The 17,721-nt window shown below is 50.6% G+C and carries 11 protein-coding genes and 1 pseudogene; all 12 read left to right on the top strand.

The genetic code is table 11. The features are described from left to right. Window positions 1-52: 52 nt before the first annotated feature. Window positions 53-744 (top strand): annotated as a pseudogene (locus HMPREF1051_RS04535) (DUF2345 domain-containing protein); the annotation flags it as partial. Window positions 745-926: 182 nt separating this feature from the next. Then, the gene (locus tag HMPREF1051_RS04530) at window positions 927-1,490 is read left to right on the top strand and encodes a DUF4123 domain-containing protein (protein WP_003765016.1); all 564 of its coding nucleotides are present in this window, start codon (window positions 927-929) and stop codon (window positions 1,488-1,490) included. Next, the gene (locus tag HMPREF1051_RS04525) at window positions 1,474-2,148 is read left to right on the top strand and encodes a hypothetical protein (protein ID WP_036491848.1); all 675 of its coding nucleotides are present in this window, start codon (window positions 1,474-1,476) and stop codon (window positions 2,146-2,148) included. Before HMPREF1051_RS04530 ends, HMPREF1051_RS04525 begins: the two co-directional genes overlap by 17 nt. A 10-nt stretch (window positions 2,149-2,158) precedes the next feature. Further along, window positions 2,159-3,451 carry a hypothetical protein gene (locus HMPREF1051_RS04520; protein WP_036491845.1) on the top strand — a complete coding sequence of 431 codons (1,293 nt, stop codon included), beginning with the start codon at window positions 2,159-2,161 and terminating at the stop codon, window positions 3,449-3,451. 8 nt (window positions 3,452-3,459) lie between these two features. Next, complete coding sequence (locus HMPREF1051_RS04515; RefSeq protein ID WP_003765018.1) at window positions 3,460-4,269, top strand: hypothetical protein; 810 nt, start codon at window positions 3,460-3,462, stop codon at window positions 4,267-4,269. A 281-nt stretch (window positions 4,270-4,550) separates the two neighbouring features. Continuing rightward, on the top strand, window positions 4,551-6,005 hold the full coding sequence (gene mgtE, locus HMPREF1051_RS04510) for a magnesium transporter (protein WP_003765020.1): 1,455 nt from the start codon (window positions 4,551-4,553) through the stop codon (window positions 6,003-6,005). Window positions 6,006-7,468: 1,463 nt separating this feature from the next. After that, window positions 7,469-8,344, top strand: coding sequence for a methylisocitrate lyase (gene prpB / locus HMPREF1051_RS04505; RefSeq protein WP_003764986.1), 876 nt, complete (start codon window positions 7,469-7,471; stop codon window positions 8,342-8,344). 81 nt (window positions 8,345-8,425) lie between these two features. Beyond that, window positions 8,426-9,580 carry a bifunctional 2-methylcitrate synthase/citrate synthase gene (gene prpC / locus HMPREF1051_RS04500; RefSeq protein ID WP_003764982.1) on the top strand — a complete coding sequence of 385 codons (1,155 nt, stop codon included), beginning with the start codon at window positions 8,426-8,428 and terminating at the stop codon, window positions 9,578-9,580. A gap of 336 nt (window positions 9,581-9,916) precedes the next feature. Further along, entirely contained in the window at window positions 9,917-10,828 is a 912-nt protein-coding gene (locus tag HMPREF1051_RS04490) for a DMT family transporter (protein WP_003764988.1), read from the top strand. 92 nt (window positions 10,829-10,920) lie between these two features. Next, window positions 10,921-13,530, top strand: a complete 2,610-nt coding sequence (gene acnD / locus HMPREF1051_RS04485) for a Fe/S-dependent 2-methylisocitrate dehydratase AcnD (protein ID WP_003764994.1) — start codon at window positions 10,921-10,923, stop codon at window positions 13,528-13,530. 407 nt (window positions 13,531-13,937) lie between these two features. Then, window positions 13,938-15,107: a 2-methylaconitate cis-trans isomerase PrpF gene (prpF, locus tag HMPREF1051_RS04480; RefSeq protein ID WP_003764999.1), complete on the top strand. Its 1,170-nt coding sequence runs from the start codon at window positions 13,938-13,940 to the stop codon at window positions 15,105-15,107. A gap of 311 nt (window positions 15,108-15,418) precedes the next feature. Next, the gene (locus tag HMPREF1051_RS04470; protein WP_003765011.1) at window positions 15,419-16,630 is read left to right on the top strand and encodes an acetate kinase; all 1,212 of its coding nucleotides are present in this window, start codon (window positions 15,419-15,421) and stop codon (window positions 16,628-16,630) included. The last annotated feature ends 1,091 nt before the right edge of the window (window positions 16,631-17,721 follow it).

Here is a 17,721-nt window from a genome sequence, read left to right as displayed (position 1 = left end):
CGATTGGAACACAAGGAACGTCATCCGTACCTGGGCGAACAACAAACTCAGGATGGAAGACCAAAAAGGTCAGGAACACATCAAACTCGCCACCGACTACCAAAAATCCCAACTCAACCTCGGCCACATCGTCGACAGCGGTAGAGAAAAACGTGGAGAAAACGGCGAAGGCTTTGAACTCAGAACCGACGGCTGGGGCGCCGTACGGGCGGGGAAAGGCATACTCGTCAGCGCACAAAACCAAGACGCCAACGGCAAAGTGCTGGATATGGACGATGCCATTTCCCAACTCGAACAGGCTCTTTCCCTCGCCAAAAGCCTGAACAAAGCCGCCCAAACCGCCAACAACCACCACACCGATGAAGAAACCCAAAGGGGTCGTCTGAAAGACGCCCTCAAAGACCTGAAAGAGGCCGGTTTGATCCAAACCGCCCCTGCCGGCATCGCCACCGCAACCCAGCAAAGCCAACTGCACACCGCCAATGAAAACATCCACCTGGTCAGCGGCAACCATACCGACATCACCGCTGGTCAAAGCCTGACCGCCCATGCGGCAGAAAGCCTCAACCTGTTTGCGCAAAGCAGCGGCATCAAGGTGCAGGCCAATCAGGGCAAAGTGGAAGTGCAGGCACAGAATGACGAGTTGCAGTTGAATGCGCTGAAGGATGCAACGTTAACCAGCAGCGCGGGAAAATCACCATCGCGGCGAAGGAAGAGATTCTGATTACCTGCAAGGGGGCGTATATCAAACTGGCGAACGGGGAGGTGGAGATTGGGAGTCCGAAGCTGGTTAGGGTGAAGGCACCGTTGGAGGTGACGGAGAGGCATATGATTGGCTTCCAACTAGAAAGACAACCTATTTGTGTCGCCTGTCTGCTCAAAGCTGCCCAAGAAGCTGCAGCATTTGTTAAAAGAGATTAAAGAATATGAGCAAGATTACTCAAAATACAATAATAGAAACATTTAGTTCCTATAAAGATCTGTGCAATCTTTATTTAATTATTGATGCTGCCCAGCAACCCGAAAAAATAACGGATTTTATCCGCCAAAAATATGGGAAGACCAATTTGATATTCCATTCTCTTTTTGCAGGTACGCAGGAAGGAAATGTCCCCTTTCGTGCCAGTCCGATATATATTAAGCTGGATACGGATAATATGTATGAAAACAGTCCAATTTGCCTGTTATTTGAAGAATTATGTCAGACGGAAAGTATGATTAACATTATCGGCAGTACGCAGGATGAAGCTATTTTTGTGAAGCATTTGAAAAACTATCTGTCTATTTGCGATGAGAATGGTACCCCGTATTTATTCCGCTGGTACGATCCACGCATTGGTAAATATATGCATCAAGTTTTGACAGAAGAACAATGGTTAGAATTTACCGCTCCGATGGAAGTTTGGTGGATTTCCATGGTCCAATATGACTTTGAAAGCCAAATCATAATGCACAACAATTACCGGAAACAGTATGAAAATCATCAGTAGTGAAAAAATGGCCCTTTTGAGCAACTTACTACATAACGATGAGATGGCAAAATTAACCTCTCAACTTTGTAATAGGTACCCGCATGTACAAACCGGTCAAACTTTTGATACCGTTTTGGCAAAGGTTGTTGAACTAAATAAAATTTATCTGAAAAAGAAACTCTGCCTGCCTCAAAGCAGACATCTTAATATCGAACTGCACTTTTTACTCGGCTGGTTTTATCGGGACAACCCGCTTTATACCGAAATAACACAATTAGCAGAATATCATGGAGAAGAAAATAACGAATCTCAAGAATATTATTATCTGGCTGAGTTGGAACAAGTTAAGGCAACGTTTAGGGAATGCATATACGGAGACAAAGGCGTTTTCCACTCCAACGCAGCTAATAAATTAAAGCAGCAAATCGGGCAAGACCTTGTTTCTCAAAAAGAAAACACTGAGGAGTTGCTGGAAAAGGTCTATCCTGAAAAATACTGCTTTTACCAAGAGCATCATCCGGCAATACTGGAACAATTTATGGAAGAGACGCAGAAGGATGGAGCAATTTATCAAGTCTTGCAATTTGTTTGGGGCATCCGTTGTTTTGATGACCCAATTTTAAATATAACCGGTAAAAAAGTGCGCGGAGATACGCAGAATAACCATCTAAGATAAGGAAAGCAATATGGGACAATGTAACACAGAATGTACGCTGAAAAAGTTTTTGGTGCACTTTAGGCGACCTCAAGACTATCATGGTCAATACGGTTTTGATTGGCTGAGACAGAGTTATGTGGAGGGTGTTGTGGAAGTACCAACTGGCGCTCCAAAAATACCATTATGCATAAAGCCAGATGATTTGAAAAATGAATATAAAAAAGACGTAAAGAACCCCATTGCTCCATACGGCAAAGAATATTTCCCTGCCTGGTTGAGCCTATTTGCCTATATACCTGGAAAAAATCAAAATGTTTCCAATATGACCAAAAATGGGGCTACATTGGATTTATATATCGAAAATCTCGAGCCTCTTTCAGCCGATAATACCGTCTTGGAATTTGTTTGTACCAATAAATTTGTTAAGATTTCTCCAGCAACTGTTTCTTTGGCTCCTGCATTAGCTAAGCCTAAAATCAAAGATCCTGACGGTAATAAAACTTACTATCACCTTTCTAAGGCTGTTAATATCCGTTGTGAAGGTGGTTGGTTGGATGGGCATACCGAGGTGAAAGTGATTGCCAAAAACGGGAATAAAAAAATGGAAGTCGGTAAGTTGATGCTTTATGATAACCGAATTATCAAACGGGCAGAAATCATTGTGATTTACCTGATTACCGACCCAAAAAATAAGACTGTTCCAAAATTAAAGGGTTATGAACATTTTTTGAAAAAACGTTCATTTAATCAGGCATTGATCCGTGCTGAAATTGTTAAAGAGAAAGTTATAGATATGACAAATTCTCAAAATTCTCCTTTGTCATCTTGGAATAAATCAGGACTTACAACAAATCTGGAATTATTTCGGACGAAACTACGGCAATTATTTAATCAAACTCCGGAATTAACCAAAGAATTTGGAGTGATAGACAATGATGGCAAGTGTACTAAGGGACGTAGGGATAAAAATTGTGTAGGTAGAACAGTTTTATTTTTGACAGCACACGACTTGAGCAAATACAGAGGTGTTTGTTCACAAAACAATGATAAATCTTTAGGAGACATGGCTATTATTTTTAAAGAGGGATTAAATTTACCTAGAACCTATACCCATGAACTTGCTCATTCTTTTGGTTTGTGGCATACATTTGCACCACCAGAAGAAACCCATGTATTTTATAAAGGAACACTCGATAATTTTATGGACTATACTCATGGTGTAAATGGGGATAATAAAAAATTTATAAAAGGCAATATGTCCCCATTTAATTTTTATAAATGGCAATGGGACATTATGCGTAAAGACAAAAGTATGAAGTAGGTGTACTAATGAAGATATCAAATAAAAATATTGTTATATTAATGTGTCTGTTTAATCTTTTGTCATGCAATAGTCAGCCTGACTTGGAACAGAGTGGAAAAACAAATACTGGTATTATTAAATCGAAATATAAAGAACAAAGGGAAGAGCATTTTGAATGCCATTCTTCTGAATATAGGTTTAATACACTTCCCCCACTACCTGAGCCTCTACCTTATGTGGATTTCGAACCAATTTATATACGGCAGCAAAGAGAATCTCCTTTTGGGAATGCGGCTAAACGCTTGACCATTCCCATGAACGAAGCACTGATTATTTCTAAATTACAGAATTTAGGCTTTATAGAATACAGTAATAACGAAATCTATGAAAAAAATTTTAGGAAAAAAGGTATGTACAGCGATAGGGAAGATGATGGAATTTATTTAATATCTATAATTTTGAAAGACATTATCAAGCCAGGATGTCCTTACAATATCAATGTATATTATATAAATAATAAAGTAAACGGCAATAAAGTAAACGGCGTAGAAGTTAGGATTGGAGATGATGGGCTCATCTTAAGAGATACTGCCATTCCTGATCTACTCATCTCTACCATTAATCATAAACACAAGCCTGAGAATCTGTTTAAAGACTTGTTGGACAAACATATTCAAAACATCGAAGCCTTTAAACAGAAACAGCCTCTTAATGAGGAACTGATCAGTACGCGTGCCGTATACGATGGCATTACCTATGAAATCAACTCGTTCGGCGGCGGTAGGGAAACAATGCTGCAAATCTATCGATATAAAGATAGCAAAATATCTCATTAATAGACTGTAGGAGTGAATTAGCCAGTACAGTCGGGTTGAAAACTCAAAATATCAAGGTCGTCTGAAATCTAAGGTTTCAGACGACCTTTTCAGTTAAAAATAGTAAACCGCCTCGAAACGCGGTAAAATACGCTCCGTTTCCAACACGACGCCTGAACCAGCAGGCTTTTATTATGGACCTTCCCAGTTCGTTTTTACTGAACTTCCCTTCCGGTTTATCCCGAAATACACGATAACCATCCCGCCGAAATGCCCTCCCGCATCCGGCGGGCGGAGCATTTATGAGCATCGAACAAACCCCTCCGAACCTTGAAAACGACGGTATCGAAAGCGACGTAGAGCGCGTTTCCGCCGATTTCGACCGTATCCACGCGCTGTGCGAAATCCTCTCGCCCGCCTTCCCGCAGATTGAGGAAGGCGTGCCGATTGAGGACGAGGCGTTGCGCGACAAATTTACCGAGCTGACCGTCCTTTTGAACGAGCTGCACCCCGCCGATGTGGCAGCTGTGTTGGAATCGTTGCCGCCGCGCGAACGTAATATCGTCTGGCTGTTGGTCACGCCTGAAGACGACGGTGAAGTGTTGCTGGAAGTATCTGACGCGGTGCGCGAAACGCTGATCGAGTCAATGGACAAAGACGAGCTGTTGGCGGCGGTCGATGACTTGGACGCGGACGAACTGGCGGAGCTGGCGGGCGATTTGCCGCACCAAGTGGTCTATGAAGCCTTGCAGACGCGCGACGAGGAAGAGCGCGCCCAAGTCAAGGCGGCGATGTCGTATGAAGACAACCAAGTCGGTGCGATTATGGACTTCGAATTGGTCAGCATCCGCGCCGACGTTGCCTGCGAAGTGGTGCTGCGTTACCTGCGCCGCTTCGAGAGCCTGCCCGACCATACCGACAAGATTTTCGTGGTCGATGAGAACGACATCCTGCAAGGCGTGTTGCCCATCCGCAAACTTTTGGTCGCCGATCCCGAAGACTTGGTGGCGGACGTGATGGCGACCGAAGTCGTGCGCTTCCGTCCCGAAGACGACGTGGAAGAAGCGGCGCAGGCGTTCGAACGTTATGACTTGGTTACCGCGCCCGTGGTCGATGAAAACAAAAAGCTCATCGGCAGGATTACCATCGACGAGATGGTGGACGTTATCCGTGAAGAATCGGAAGCGGATATGTTGAACATGGCGGGTTTGCAGGAAGAGGAAGATTTGTTTGCGCCTGTCTGGGATTCGGTGAAAAACCGCTGGATGTGGCTTGCCGTCAACCTCTGCACCGCCTTTCTTGCCAGCCGCGTTATCGGCGCGTTTGAAGGCAGTATCGAGAAAATCGTCGCACTCGCCGCGCTGATGCCCATCGTCGCCGGTATCGGCGGCAACTCCGGCAACCAAACCATCACCATGATTGTCCGCGCGATGGCGATGGGGCAGTTGACGGGGATGCAGGCGGGACGGTTGTTGAAAAAAGAAGTCGGCGTCGCCTTAGTTAACGGCATCATCTGGGGAACGGTCATGGGCGTGGTGTCATGGCTGCTGTACGGCAGCATCGGCATCGGTTTGGTGATGGTCGCCGCGATGACACTGAACCTCTTGCTCGCCGCCTCGGTCGGCGTACTCATCCCCGTCATCATGGATAAATTCGGACGCGACCCTGCCTTGGGCAGCTCGGTACTGATTACGGCGGTAACGGATTCCGGCGGTTTTCTGATTTTCTTGGGGCTGGCAACGATGTTTTTGCTGTGAGGTCGTCTGAAAAACGGACGGGAAAGATAAAAGGTCGTCTGAAACCATGTGATTACGGGTTTCAGACGACCTTTTTAACTTTTATGGTGGAGTAACGCGAGTCTAAGAGAAGCAAAGAACTTTCTCACTGAGTACCACAAAAAACTTCCTTGACGGATAAATCCACCGCGACGGCGGGTAGGGCGCGTGATACTGCTGCGGATTGTAGCGTGGGCTTTGCCCACGGAATCATCTGTTTGGTTTTCGAGTCGGGCGATAACATGGCGTTTTTTTCGTGGGCAGAGCCCACGCTACGGCTGGGTGAGGTCGTCTGAAACATGTATTTATAGGTTTCAGACGACCTTTTTGTGTTTTATGGTGGATGAACGTGAGCCCGAGATAAGCAAACAATTTCCCTTTAAATACAAAAAATTTTCTTGATAAGTAAATTCAACGGGCGACGGGTAGGGTGTGGCAATGCCTGCCGCGGATTGTAGCGTGGGCTTTGCCCACGGGATTGATAGCTTGGTTTCCGAGTCGGGAGATATATGGCGTTTTTTTCGTGGGCGGAGCCCACGCTACGGCTGGGGCAAGGTCGTCTGAAATCATAGGGTTACGATTTTCAGACGACCTGTTTATATTTAAAACTACATATGACTACATTTTTAAATATTATAGTTTTAATTGTAAATCATGATGTTATTTTAGTTTTGGTCGTCTGAAAAGGGAGTGGGTGGAAAATAGGGCGGTTTGGGCGATTTGGATGCCTATTTTCTTGTTTGAATAAAAATTCCCGAAAAATGAATTAATTATATTTGTTTTTGAGATGGATTGTTTAAAATCGTTCTGATTGGTTTGGAACGGTATAATCTCCGTCAGTTATAGATTTGGGTTGTTTTGAGGCGGGAGTTTTTGGTTTTATTTATGAAGTATTGTTTATTAATGATTGAATTTTTTAAAAATATTTTAGAAAAAGTGTTTGACAGCCTGAAAATTATTTTTTAAATTTGTCCATACTTATAAAAACTACATTGCACTACAAAGGAACCCTATCATGAATCTGTACCAAACTTCTCCGTCTTGTTATAGATCGTCTTCTATCTCTGCCGCATCCGTCGTCGTCTGCTTTTGGGCAGTCGCGGCGGTCTGACGGCTCTTCGCCCGAATCGGGGTTTCCGCATTTCTGCGGACGGTTTGGGTTTTGAAAATTCTGTCTTTCCAACTGTATTTCCTTTCCGAATTTAAAAATTATTAAAAATTCCTTATACCTCCGCCTTAGCCGAATTGTTTGTATTAAAGTTGTTAACTGATTGTTTTTATTGATTTTGATTTTTCAGACGACCTGGCAGGTTTGGGTTTTGAAAGGTCGTCTGAAAACGGTTTTGAAACCATTGTTTCTTTTTGAACGGTTCGTTTCAGTTTTTGCGGAAACTGGGCCACTGAGTCGATACTGAAAAAAATCTAATCTACAAAGGAGAAATACCATGAGCCAACTTTCTGCCGGCACCCGTTTCCGCCAAGCGGTGAAGGAGTCGAATCCCCTTGCCGTGGTCGGCTGTGTGAACGCTTATTTTGCGCGGCTGGCGACGCAGAGCGGGTTTAAGGCGGTGTATCTGTCGGGCGGCGGCGTGGCGGCCTGTTCGTGCGGGATTCCGGATTTGGGCATCACCACGATGGAAGATGTGCTGATTGATGCGCGGCGGATTACGGACAATGTGGATACGCCTTTGCTGGTGGACATCGATGTCGGCTGGGGCGGGGCGTTCAATATCGCGCGCACGATTCGCAACTTCGAGCGTGCGGGCGTGGCGGCGGTGCATATCGAAGACCAGGTGGCGCAGAAGCGTTGCGGGCATCGTCCGAACAAGGCCATTGTTTCTAAAGATGAAATGGTTGACCGCATTAAAGCCGCTGTGGATGCGCGCGTGGATGAGAATTTTGTGATTATGGCGCGGACTGACGCGCTGGCGGTGGAAGGTTTGGATGCCGCCATCGAGCGTGCTCAGGCTTGCGTGGAAGCGGGCGCGGACATGATTTTCCCCGAAGCGATGACGGATTTGGCGATGTACCGGCAATTTGTGGACGCGGTGAAAGTGCCCGTGTTGGCGAACATTACCGAATTCGGCGCGACGCCGCTTTATACGCAGCGCGAACTGGCGGACAACGGCGTGTCGCTGGTGCTGTATCCGCTGTCGTCGTTCCGCGCCGCGAGCAAGGCCGCGCTGAATGTTTATGAGGCGATTATGCGCGACGGCACGCAGGCGGCGGTGGTCGATACCATGCAGACCCGCGCCGAGCTTTACGAGCATTTGAATTATCACGACTTCGAGCAGAAGCTGGATAAATTGTTTCAGAAGTAAAAAACCGTTTTCAGACGACCCTCAACCTTCAAAAGGCCGTCTGAAAACCCAAAACCCATAAAAACACAAAGGAGAAATACTATGACTGCAACCCCCGAAACCCCGACCTTCAAACCGAAAAAATCCGTCGCCCTCTCCGGCGTGGCGGCGGGCAATACCGCGCTGTGTACGGTCGGCCGCACCGGCAACGATTTGAGCTACCGCGGTTACGACATCCTTGATTTGGCGCAGAAATGCGAGTTTGAAGAAGTCGCCTACCTGTTGATTCACGGCCACCTGCCCAACAAATTTGAACTCGCCGCCTACAAAGCCAAACTCAAATCCATGCGCGGCCTGCCTATCCGCGTGATTAAAGTGTTGGAAAGCCTGCCCGCGCACACGCATCCGATGGACGTCATGCGTACCGGCGTGTCCATGCTCGGCTGTGTTCATCCCGAACGCGAAAGCCACCCCGACAGCGAAGCGCGCGACATTGCGGACAAACTTATCGCCAGCCTCGGCAGCATCCTGCTCTACTGGTATCAATATTCGCACAACGGCAAACGCATCGACGTTGAAAGCAAAGAAGACACCATCGGCGGCCACTTCCTGCACCTGTTGCACGGCAAACGCCCGACCGAATCGCAGGTAAAAGCCATGCACGTTTCGCTGATTCTGTATGCGGAACACGAGTTCAACGCCTCCACTTTCACCGCCCGCGTGATTGCCGGTACGGGTTCGGACATGTATTCCTGCATCACCGGCGCCATCGGCGCGCTCAAAGGCCCGAAACACGGCGGCGCGAACGAAGTTGCCTACGACATCCAAAAACGCTACCGCAACGCCGACGAAGCCGAAGCCGACATACGCGAACGCATCGCCCGCAAAGAAATCGTTATCGGGTTCGGTCATCCGGTTTACACCATTTCCGACCCGCGCAACGTCGTGATTAAAGAAGTGGCGCGCGGTTTGAGCCGGGAAGCGGGCGACATGCGCCTCTTCGACATCGCCGAGCGCTTGGAGAGCGTGATGTGGGAAGAGAAAAAGATGTTCCCCAACTTAGACTGGTTCTCCGCCGTGTCTTACCAAAAACTCGGCGTACCGACTGCCATGTTCACGCCGCTGTTTGTAATTTCGCGCTCCACCGGCTGGGCGGCACACGTCCTCGAACAGCGCAAAGACGGCAAAATCATCCGTCCGAGCGCGAACTACACCGGTCCTGAAGACTTGGCGTTTGTGGAGATTGAGGAACGCTGAGACGGACAACAACCGTAGGAGGTGCCAATCGGATTTCAGACGACGTGTAGCGCGGGCTTTGTCCGCGGAAAACCGAAATCCCGCCTACGGTTCCGCTTTTCAGACGACCTGTTGAAATATGCGAGAGAGAAGGTCGTCTGAAAAACCAGCCGCAACGTCTGCCGTCATTCCCGCCCCCGCCTAAGCGAGGACAGGCCGCGGCGGGAATGGCGGAGGCAGCGCGGCAACTTTTTGAAATAAAGGCGTTTGATTATCAAGAGGTAAATAAAGATTTTGGAGGGATTTTCTTTTCGAAAAACAATAATGCACCTATGTGCAAAGTATTATGGAGTAAATATGAAGCTGCCTGATTTACTGATGGGAATATTTTTGGCAGTTTCTGCAGCCCTTCTGAATGCAACTATCGGTATATTCAGTAAGGTATTAATGGAGCAGGGCCTGTCTGTTCAGCATATTGCATTTTTGAAAACTTTGACAGGTTTTGTGTTTATCAGCATTTTGCTTTGCCGTACTGGTTTTACCAGACAGATTGCGGATATTTCAAAAAAGAAAGAGGCAATCTTGCCGTTGTTGTTTAAAGTCGCAATTTGTGCTTTTTTCGGAATTTACACTTTGTTTTTCTTTGAAACCACCGCTTATCAATACGGTAATGCTGCGAATGTAGTAGTTGTATTAATGGCATCGGCTGCCGTATCTGCCTTGATATTGGACAGCATACTATTAAACGAACGTATTTATATTTCTTCAGTCGTCGGTGTGGGTTTGGCAGTATCGGGGATCGCGGTGATTTCTTGGACTGGAGAAGGAAATTTAGGGTTGATTCTGAATGCCGCACTGGCGGGCTCGGGTTACGGTTGTTTTTCCGTTTTGATTAAAAAATTCGGCTTAAACGGCGGTATTTATTTGACACGGATCTTGATGTTTTTTGGAAGTATTTTTTTGTTTATCCCTTCATTGGAAGGTCTTGAGGATATACATTGGCAATGGTCTTTTATTCCGCCACTCTTGGCACTGTCTTTATTGCCGACGATTTTAGGATTTTATTGTACAACTAAAGCATTGGATTATTTGAGTGCCGCGAAGGTGCAGGTAACTGAATTGGCCGAGCCATTATTTGCCGCCGTACTGGCTTGGATGTTTTTGAATGAAATACCGGAAGGACGCTTCTTTGTCGGCGCTATTCTGATTATTGCCGGTATTGTGTCTATCAATGGATTGTATAGACCATTGTTGAAGCGAGTTGAATAGTTTTTATTTCCCAAGATTTCAGACGACCCCTTCAACAAACGTCGTCTGAAACCCCAAACCACAAGAAAAATAGATCCACAGGAGAACTGAACATGGCTGCCAACCAACGTTACCGCAAACCGCTGCCCGGTACGGATTTGGAATACTACGACGCGCGTGCGGCGTGTGAGGACATTCAAGCCGGCTCTTACGACAAGCTGCCTTACACGAGCCGCATTTTGGCGGAGAACTTGGTCAACCGCGCGGACAAGGTCGATTTGCCGACGCTGCAAAGCTGGCTGGGCCAGCTGATAGAAGGCAAGCAGGAAATCGATTTTCCGTGGTATCCCGCGCGGGTGGTGTGCCATGATATTTTGGGGCAGACCGCGCTGGTGGATTTGGCGGGCTTGCGCGATGCGATTGCAGAGAAGGGCGGCGATCCTGCCAAAGTGAATCCGGTGGTGCAGACGCAGCTCATCGTCGATCATTCGCTGGCGGTGGAATGCGGCGGCTACGACCCCGATGCGTTCCGCAAAAACCGTGAAATCGAAGACCGCCGCAACGAAGACCGTTTCCACTTTATCAACTGGACGAAAACCGCTTTTGAAAATGTGGACGTGATTCCGGCGGGCAACGGCATCATGCACCAAATCAATCTGGAAAAAATGTCGCCCGTCGTCCAAGTTAAAAACGGCGTGGCGTTCCCCGATACCTGCGTCGGTACGGATTCGCACACGCCGCACGTTGACGCGCTGGGCGTGATTTCCGTGGGCGTAGGCGGTTTGGAAGCGGAAACGGTGATGCTGGGGCGCGCGTCCATGATGCGCCTGCCCGATATTGTCGGCGTGGAGCTGACGGGCAAACGGCAGGCGGGCATTACCGCGACGGATATTGTGTTGGCGCTGACCGAGTTTCTGCGCAAAGAACGCGTGGTCGGGGCGTTTGTCGAATTTTTCGGCGAAGGCGCGAGAAGCCTGTCCATCGGCGACCGCGCGACCATTTCCAACATGACGCCGGAGTTCGGCGCGACCGCCGCCATGTTCGCCATCGACGCGCAAACCATTGATTATTTGAAATTGACCGGACGCGACGACGCGCAGGTGAAATTGGTGGAAACCTACGCCAAAACTGCCGGACTGTGGGCGGACGACCTAAAAACCGCCGTTTATCCGCGCGTGTTGAAATTTGATTTGAGCAGCGTAACGCGCAATATGGCAGGTCCGAGCAACCCGCACGCGCGTTTTGCCACCGTCGATTTGGCGGCGAAAGGGCTGGCGAAGCCTTACGAAGAGCCTTCAGACGGCCTCATGCCCGACGGCGCGGTCATCATCGCCGCGATTACCAGTTGCACCAACACCTCCAACCCGCGCAACGTCGTCGCCGCCGCACTCTTGGCGCGCAATGCCAACCGCTTCGGGCTGAAACGCAAACCGTGGGTCAAAACCTCGTTCGCCCCCGGCTCGAAAGTGGCGGAAATCTATTTGAAAGAAGCGGGTCTGTTGTCCGAAATGGAAAAACTCGGCTTCGGCATCGTCGCCTTCGCCTGCACCACCTGCAACGGCATGAGCGGCGCGCTCGACCCGAAAATCCAGCAGGAAATCATAGACCGCGATTTATACGCCACCGCCGTACTGTCGGGCAACCGCAACTTCGACGGCCGAATCCACCCGTATGCGAAACAGGCTTTCCTCGCTTCGCCCCCGCTGGTGGTGGCATACGCCGTCGCGGGCAGCATCCGTTTCGATATTGAAAACGACGTACTCGGCGTTTCAGACGACGGCAAGGAAATCCGCCTGAAAGACATCTGGCCGACCGACGAAGAAATCGATGCCGTCGTTGCCGAATATGTGAAACCGCAGCAGTTCCGCGACGTGTATGTACCGATGTTCGACACCGGCAAAGCGCAAAAAGCCCCCAGTCCGCTGTACGACTGGCGTCCGATGTCCACCTACATCCGCCGTCCGCCCTATTGGGAAGGCGCGCTGGCGGGCGCACGCAGCCTGACGGGAATGCGCCCCTTGGCGATTCTGCCCGACAACATCACCACCGACCACATTTCGCCTTCCAACGCGATTCTGGCGGCGAGTGCGGCGGGCGAATATCTGGCGAAAATGGGTTTGCCCGAAGAAGACTTCAATTCCTACGCCACCCACCGCGGCGACCACCTCACCGCCCAACGCGCCACCTTCGCCAATCCCAAATTGTTTAACGAAATGGTGAAAAACGAAGACGGCAGCGTGCGCCAAGGCTCGCTCGCCCGTGTCGAACCCGAAGGCGAAACCATGCGCATGTGGGAAGCCATCGAAACCTACATGAACCGCAAACAGCCGCTCATCATCATCGCCGGCGCGGACTACGGACAAGGCTCCAGCCGCGACTGGGCGGCGAAGGGCGTGCGGCTGGCGGGCGTGGAAGCCATCGCCGCCGAAGGTTTCGAGCGCATCCACCGCACCAACCTCATCGGCATGGGCGTCTTGCCGCTGCAATTCAAACCCGGCACCAACCGCCACACCCTGCAACTGGACGGCACGGAAACCTACGACGTGGTCGGCGAACGCAAACCGCGCGGCGACCTGACCCTCGTCATCCACCGCAAAAACGGCGAGACCGTCGAAGTTCCCGTTACCTGCCGCCTCGATACCGCAGAGGAAGTGCTGGTGTACGAAGCCGGCGGCGTGCTGCAACGGTTTGCACAGGACTTTTTGGAAGGGAACGCGGCGTAGAGGTCGTCTGAAAAGCAGACGTAGCGTGGGTCGGGTTCAACATTTTGCTCATTCACGTAATTCCCGATATGGCAGGCATTTACTGTAAATCGTCATTCCCGCGCAGGCGGGAATCCAGAAAGTGGAATTGAGGAAACCTTTTTATCCGATGAGTTTCTGTGCGGATAAGTCTGGATTCCCGCCTGCGCGGGAATGACGGAGTTTAATAATCTGCCGTATCACAACACAGCAGCCATAGATTGGGGCGAACCCTGACATTTTGCGGAAGCAAACGGCTTTGTCGGAGTGGCAGCCTAATGTACTTTTGGAAAGTTGGTGTAGCGTGGGCTTTGCCCGCGAAATAAAGGCTAAATTGATACGGTAAAAAATCGTGGGCAGAGCCCACGCTACATAAGGAGAATCCAAAAATGCCGCAAATCAAAATCCCCGCCGTTTACTACCGCGGCGGCACATCAAAAGGCGTGTTTTTCAAACGTTCCGACCTGCCCGAGGCGGCGCGGGAAGCGGGCAGCGCGCGCGACAAAATCCTGTTGCGCGTACTCGGCAGCCCCGACCCCTACGGCAAGCAGATAGACGGTTTGGGCAACGCCAGCTCGTCGACCAGCAAGGCGGTGATTTTGGACAAGTCCGAACGCGCCGACCACGATGTCGATTACCTTTTCGGGCAAGTTTCCATCGACAAGCCTTTCGTCGATTGGAGCGGCAACTGCGGCAACCTCACCGCCGCCGTGGGCGCGTTTGCTATCGAGCAGGGCTTGGTCGATAAAGGCAAAATCCCTTCAGACGGCATTTGCACGGTGAAAATCTGGCAGAAAAACATCGGCAAAACCATCATTGCCCATGTTCCGATGCAAAACGGTGCAGTCTTGGAAACGGGCGATTTCGAGCTGGACGGCGTTACCTTTCCCGCCGCCGAAGTGCAAATCGAATTTCTCGACCCCGCCGACGGTGAAGGCAGCATGTTTCCGACCGGCAATCTGGTGGACGAGCTGGACGTTCCGGACATAGGTCGTCTGAAAGCCACGCTTATCAACGCGGGCATTCCGACCGTTTTCCTGAACGCCGCCGACTTGGGCTACACGGGCAAAGAGTTGCAGGACGACATCAACAACGATGCCGCCGCGCTGGAAAAATTCGAGAAAATCCGCGCTTACGGTGCGCTGAAAATGGGCTTGATTAACGACGTGTCCGAAGCCGCCGCCCGCGCGCACACGCCGAAAGTCGCCTTCGTCGCGCCCGCCGCCGATTACACCGCCTCCAGCGGCAAAACCGTGAACGTCGCCGACATCGATTTGCTGGTACGCGCCCTGAGCATGGGCAAACTGCACCACGCCATGATGGGCACCGCCTCGGTCGCCATCGCCGCTGCTGCTGCCGTACCCGGTACGCTGGTCAACCTCGCCGCCGGCGGCGGAACGCGCAACGAAGTGCGCTTCGGCCATCCTTCCGGCACATTGCGCGTCGGCGCGGCGGCAGAGTGTTCGGACGGCATCTGGGCAGTGAAAAAAGCCGTCATGAGCCGCAGCGCAAGGGTGATTATGGAAGGGCGGGTGCGCGTTCCCGATGATTGTTTTTGAAATCATGTAGGACGGACATCACTGTCCACTGTTTCAGACGACATTTGATAAAGGATTGCAATGAAGCCGAATAGTCTAACCGCCGTCATTCCCGCGCAGGCGGGAATCCACAGTCGATATTCTGTTTCCTGATTTTTATCAGAGCTTGCTTGTGAGCAAATATGGATTCCCGCCTGCGCGGGAATGACGACAGAAAATGCGGCATAAGCTTTGCCCAAAGAGGCCGTCTGAAACACATCCCGCCCAACGCCCATCCTTTTTCAGACGACCCCACACCAAAAAAACAACCACAAACTACAAGGAGAAATATCATGTCCGACCAACTCATCCTCGTCCTGAACTGCGGCAGCTCCTCGCTCAAAGGCGCCGTTATCGACCGCAAAAGCGGCAGCGTCGTCCTAAGCTGCCTCGGCGAACGTTTGGGTACGCCCGAAGCCGTCATCACCTTCAACAAAGACGGCAACAAACGCCAAGTTCCCCTATCCGGCCGCAACTGCCACGCCGGCGCGGTGGGTATGCTGTTGAACGAACTGGAAAAACACGGCCTGCACGACCGCATCAAAGCCATCGGCCACCGCATCGCCCACGGCGGCGAAAAATATCACGAGTCCGTCCTCATCGACCAAGACGTCCTCGACGAACTGAAAGCCTGCATCCCGCTCGCCCCGCTGCACAACCCCGCCAACATCAGCGGCATCCTCGCCGCGCAGGAACACTTCCCCGGCCTGCCCAACGTCGGCGTGATGGACACCTCGTTCCACCAAACCATGCCCGAACGCGCCTACACCTACGCCGTGCCACGCGAATTGCGCAAAAAACACTCCTTCCGCCGCTACGGCTTCCACGGCACCAGTATGCGCTACGTCGCCCCCGAAGCCGCGCGGATTTTGGGCAAACCGCTGGAAGATTTGCGCATGATCGTCGCCCACCTCGGCAACGGCGCGTCCATCACCGCCATCCGAAACGGCAAATCCGTCGATACCAGCATGGGCTTCACCCCCATCGAAGGTCTCGTCATGGGCACCCGTTGCGGCGACATCGACCCCGGCGTGTACAGCTACCTGACCGCCCACGCCGGCATGAACATCGAGCAAGTCGATGAAATGTTGAACAAAAAATCAGGATTGCTCGGCATTTCCGAACTCTCCAACGACTGCCGTACCCTCGAAATCGCCGCCGACGAAGGCCACGAAGGCGCACGCCTCGCCCTCGAAGTCATGACCTACCGCCTCGCCAAATACATCGCCTCGATGTCGGTCGCCTGCGGCGGCATCGACGCCCTCGTCTTCACCGGCGGCATCGGCGAAAACTCCCGCAACATCCGCGCCAAAACCGTCGCCTACCTCGACTATTTGGGCCTGCACATCGACACCAAAGCCAACATGGAAAAACGCTACGGCAACTCAGGCATCATCAGCCCGACAGGTTCCAACCCCGCCGTTTTGGTCGTGCCGACCAACGAAGAACTGATGATCGCACTCGACACCGCTGCACTGGCAGGCTTCTTACAAGAAGCAGGCTAGGGGTTAGGGCAGAGCGTTTTTGAAAGAGAAAAGAGGTCGTCTGAAAGATGGGTTTCAGACGACCTCTTCTTTATGTGGGAATGACGACGGAGGATTGTTTAGTGTGGTTTGATTGTGAAAGAGGTCGTCTGAAATTCATAAATTCTTATTTTCAGACGACCTCTTTGCCGTATCAGCAATCCTGTCCCTTCCCCCGTCTGGCGGGGGAAGGTTAGGATGGGGGTGGTTTTGTGTTTCTGAGGAGAAAATAAATTCGTGCAACTCATAAAGCCACCCTCTCCCTAACCCTCTCCCGCCGAACGGGAGAGGGGGTAGGTTACGGCAGATGGGGAAGGTATAGAAGGGGATGGCGGTGGATGTGAGATGTTTGCTGTTATTTGAACTCATTAGACGAGGTCGTCTGAAACCTCATAAATTGTAATTTTCAGACGACCTCTTCGATTTATCAGCAATTCTGTTCCTTCCCCCCCGTCCGGCGGGAGAAGGTTAGGATGGGGGTGGCTTTGTGGCTTGGGAAAAATTAAATTCGTGCAGCCCATAGAGCTACCCTCTCCCCAGCCCTCTCCCGCCGGACGGGAGAGGGGGCAGGTTGCGGTAGATGTGGAAAAGTATGGAAGGGGATAGTGGCGGGTGTGAGAGGTTTGCTGTTATTTGAATCCATTAAACAAGGTCGTCTGAAACCTCATAAATCGTAATTTTCAGACGACCTCTTTGTCGTATCAGCAATTCTGTTCCTTCCCCCGTCCGGCGGGGGAAGGCTAGGATGGGGGTGGCTTTTTTGTTTGGGAAAAATCAAATTCGTGTGGTCCATAGAGCCACCCTCTCCCCAACCCTCTCCCGCCGGACGGGAGAGGGGGTAGGTTGCGGTAGATGTGGAAAAGTATGGAAGGGGATAGCGGCGGATGTGAGATGTTTGCTGTTTTATTTGAACTCATTAAACGAGGTCGTCTGAAACCTCATAAATTGTAATTTTCAGACGACCTCTTTGATTTATCAGCAATTCTGTTCCTTCCCCCGTCTGGCGGGGGAAGGTTAGGATGGGGGTGGCTTTGTGTTTCTGAGGAGAAAATAAATTCGTGCAACTCATAAAG

It is taken from the genome of Neisseria sicca VK64 (assembly GCF_000260655.1).
GTDB classification, from domain to species: domain Bacteria; phylum Pseudomonadota; class Gammaproteobacteria; order Burkholderiales; family Neisseriaceae; genus Neisseria; species Neisseria sicca_B.
This window is presented reverse-complemented; position numbering and strand designations above follow the sequence as displayed.

Bases quoted from the DNA above. Each gene is read 5' to 3' on its own strand.
- acnD (WP_003764994.1), top strand. From the start codon at position 10,921: ATGGCTGCCAACCAACGTTACCGCAAACCGCTGCCCGGTACGGATTTG.
- HMPREF1051_RS04520 (WP_036491845.1), top strand. From the start codon at position 2,159: ATGGGACAATGTAACACAGAATGTACGCTGAAAAAGTTTTTGGTGCAC.
- HMPREF1051_RS04530 (WP_003765016.1), top strand. From the start codon at position 927: ATGAGCAAGATTACTCAAAATACAATAATAGAAACATTTAGTTCCTAT.
- HMPREF1051_RS04470 (WP_003765011.1), top strand. From the start codon at position 15,419: ATGTCCGACCAACTCATCCTCGTCCTGAACTGCGGCAGCTCCTCGCTC.
- prpB (WP_003764986.1), top strand. From the start codon at position 7,469: ATGAGCCAACTTTCTGCCGGCACCCGTTTCCGCCAAGCGGTGAAGGAG.
- HMPREF1051_RS04525 (WP_036491848.1), top strand. From the start codon at position 1,474: ATGAAAATCATCAGTAGTGAAAAAATGGCCCTTTTGAGCAACTTACTA.
- prpF (WP_003764999.1), top strand. From the start codon at position 13,938: ATGCCGCAAATCAAAATCCCCGCCGTTTACTACCGCGGCGGCACATCA.
- mgtE (WP_003765020.1), top strand. From the start codon at position 4,551: ATGAGCATCGAACAAACCCCTCCGAACCTTGAAAACGACGGTATCGAA.
- HMPREF1051_RS04490 (WP_003764988.1), top strand. From the start codon at position 9,917: ATGAAGCTGCCTGATTTACTGATGGGAATATTTTTGGCAGTTTCTGCA.
- prpC (WP_003764982.1), top strand. From the start codon at position 8,426: ATGACTGCAACCCCCGAAACCCCGACCTTCAAACCGAAAAAATCCGTC.
- HMPREF1051_RS04515 (WP_003765018.1), top strand. From the start codon at position 3,460: ATGAAGATATCAAATAAAAATATTGTTATATTAATGTGTCTGTTTAAT.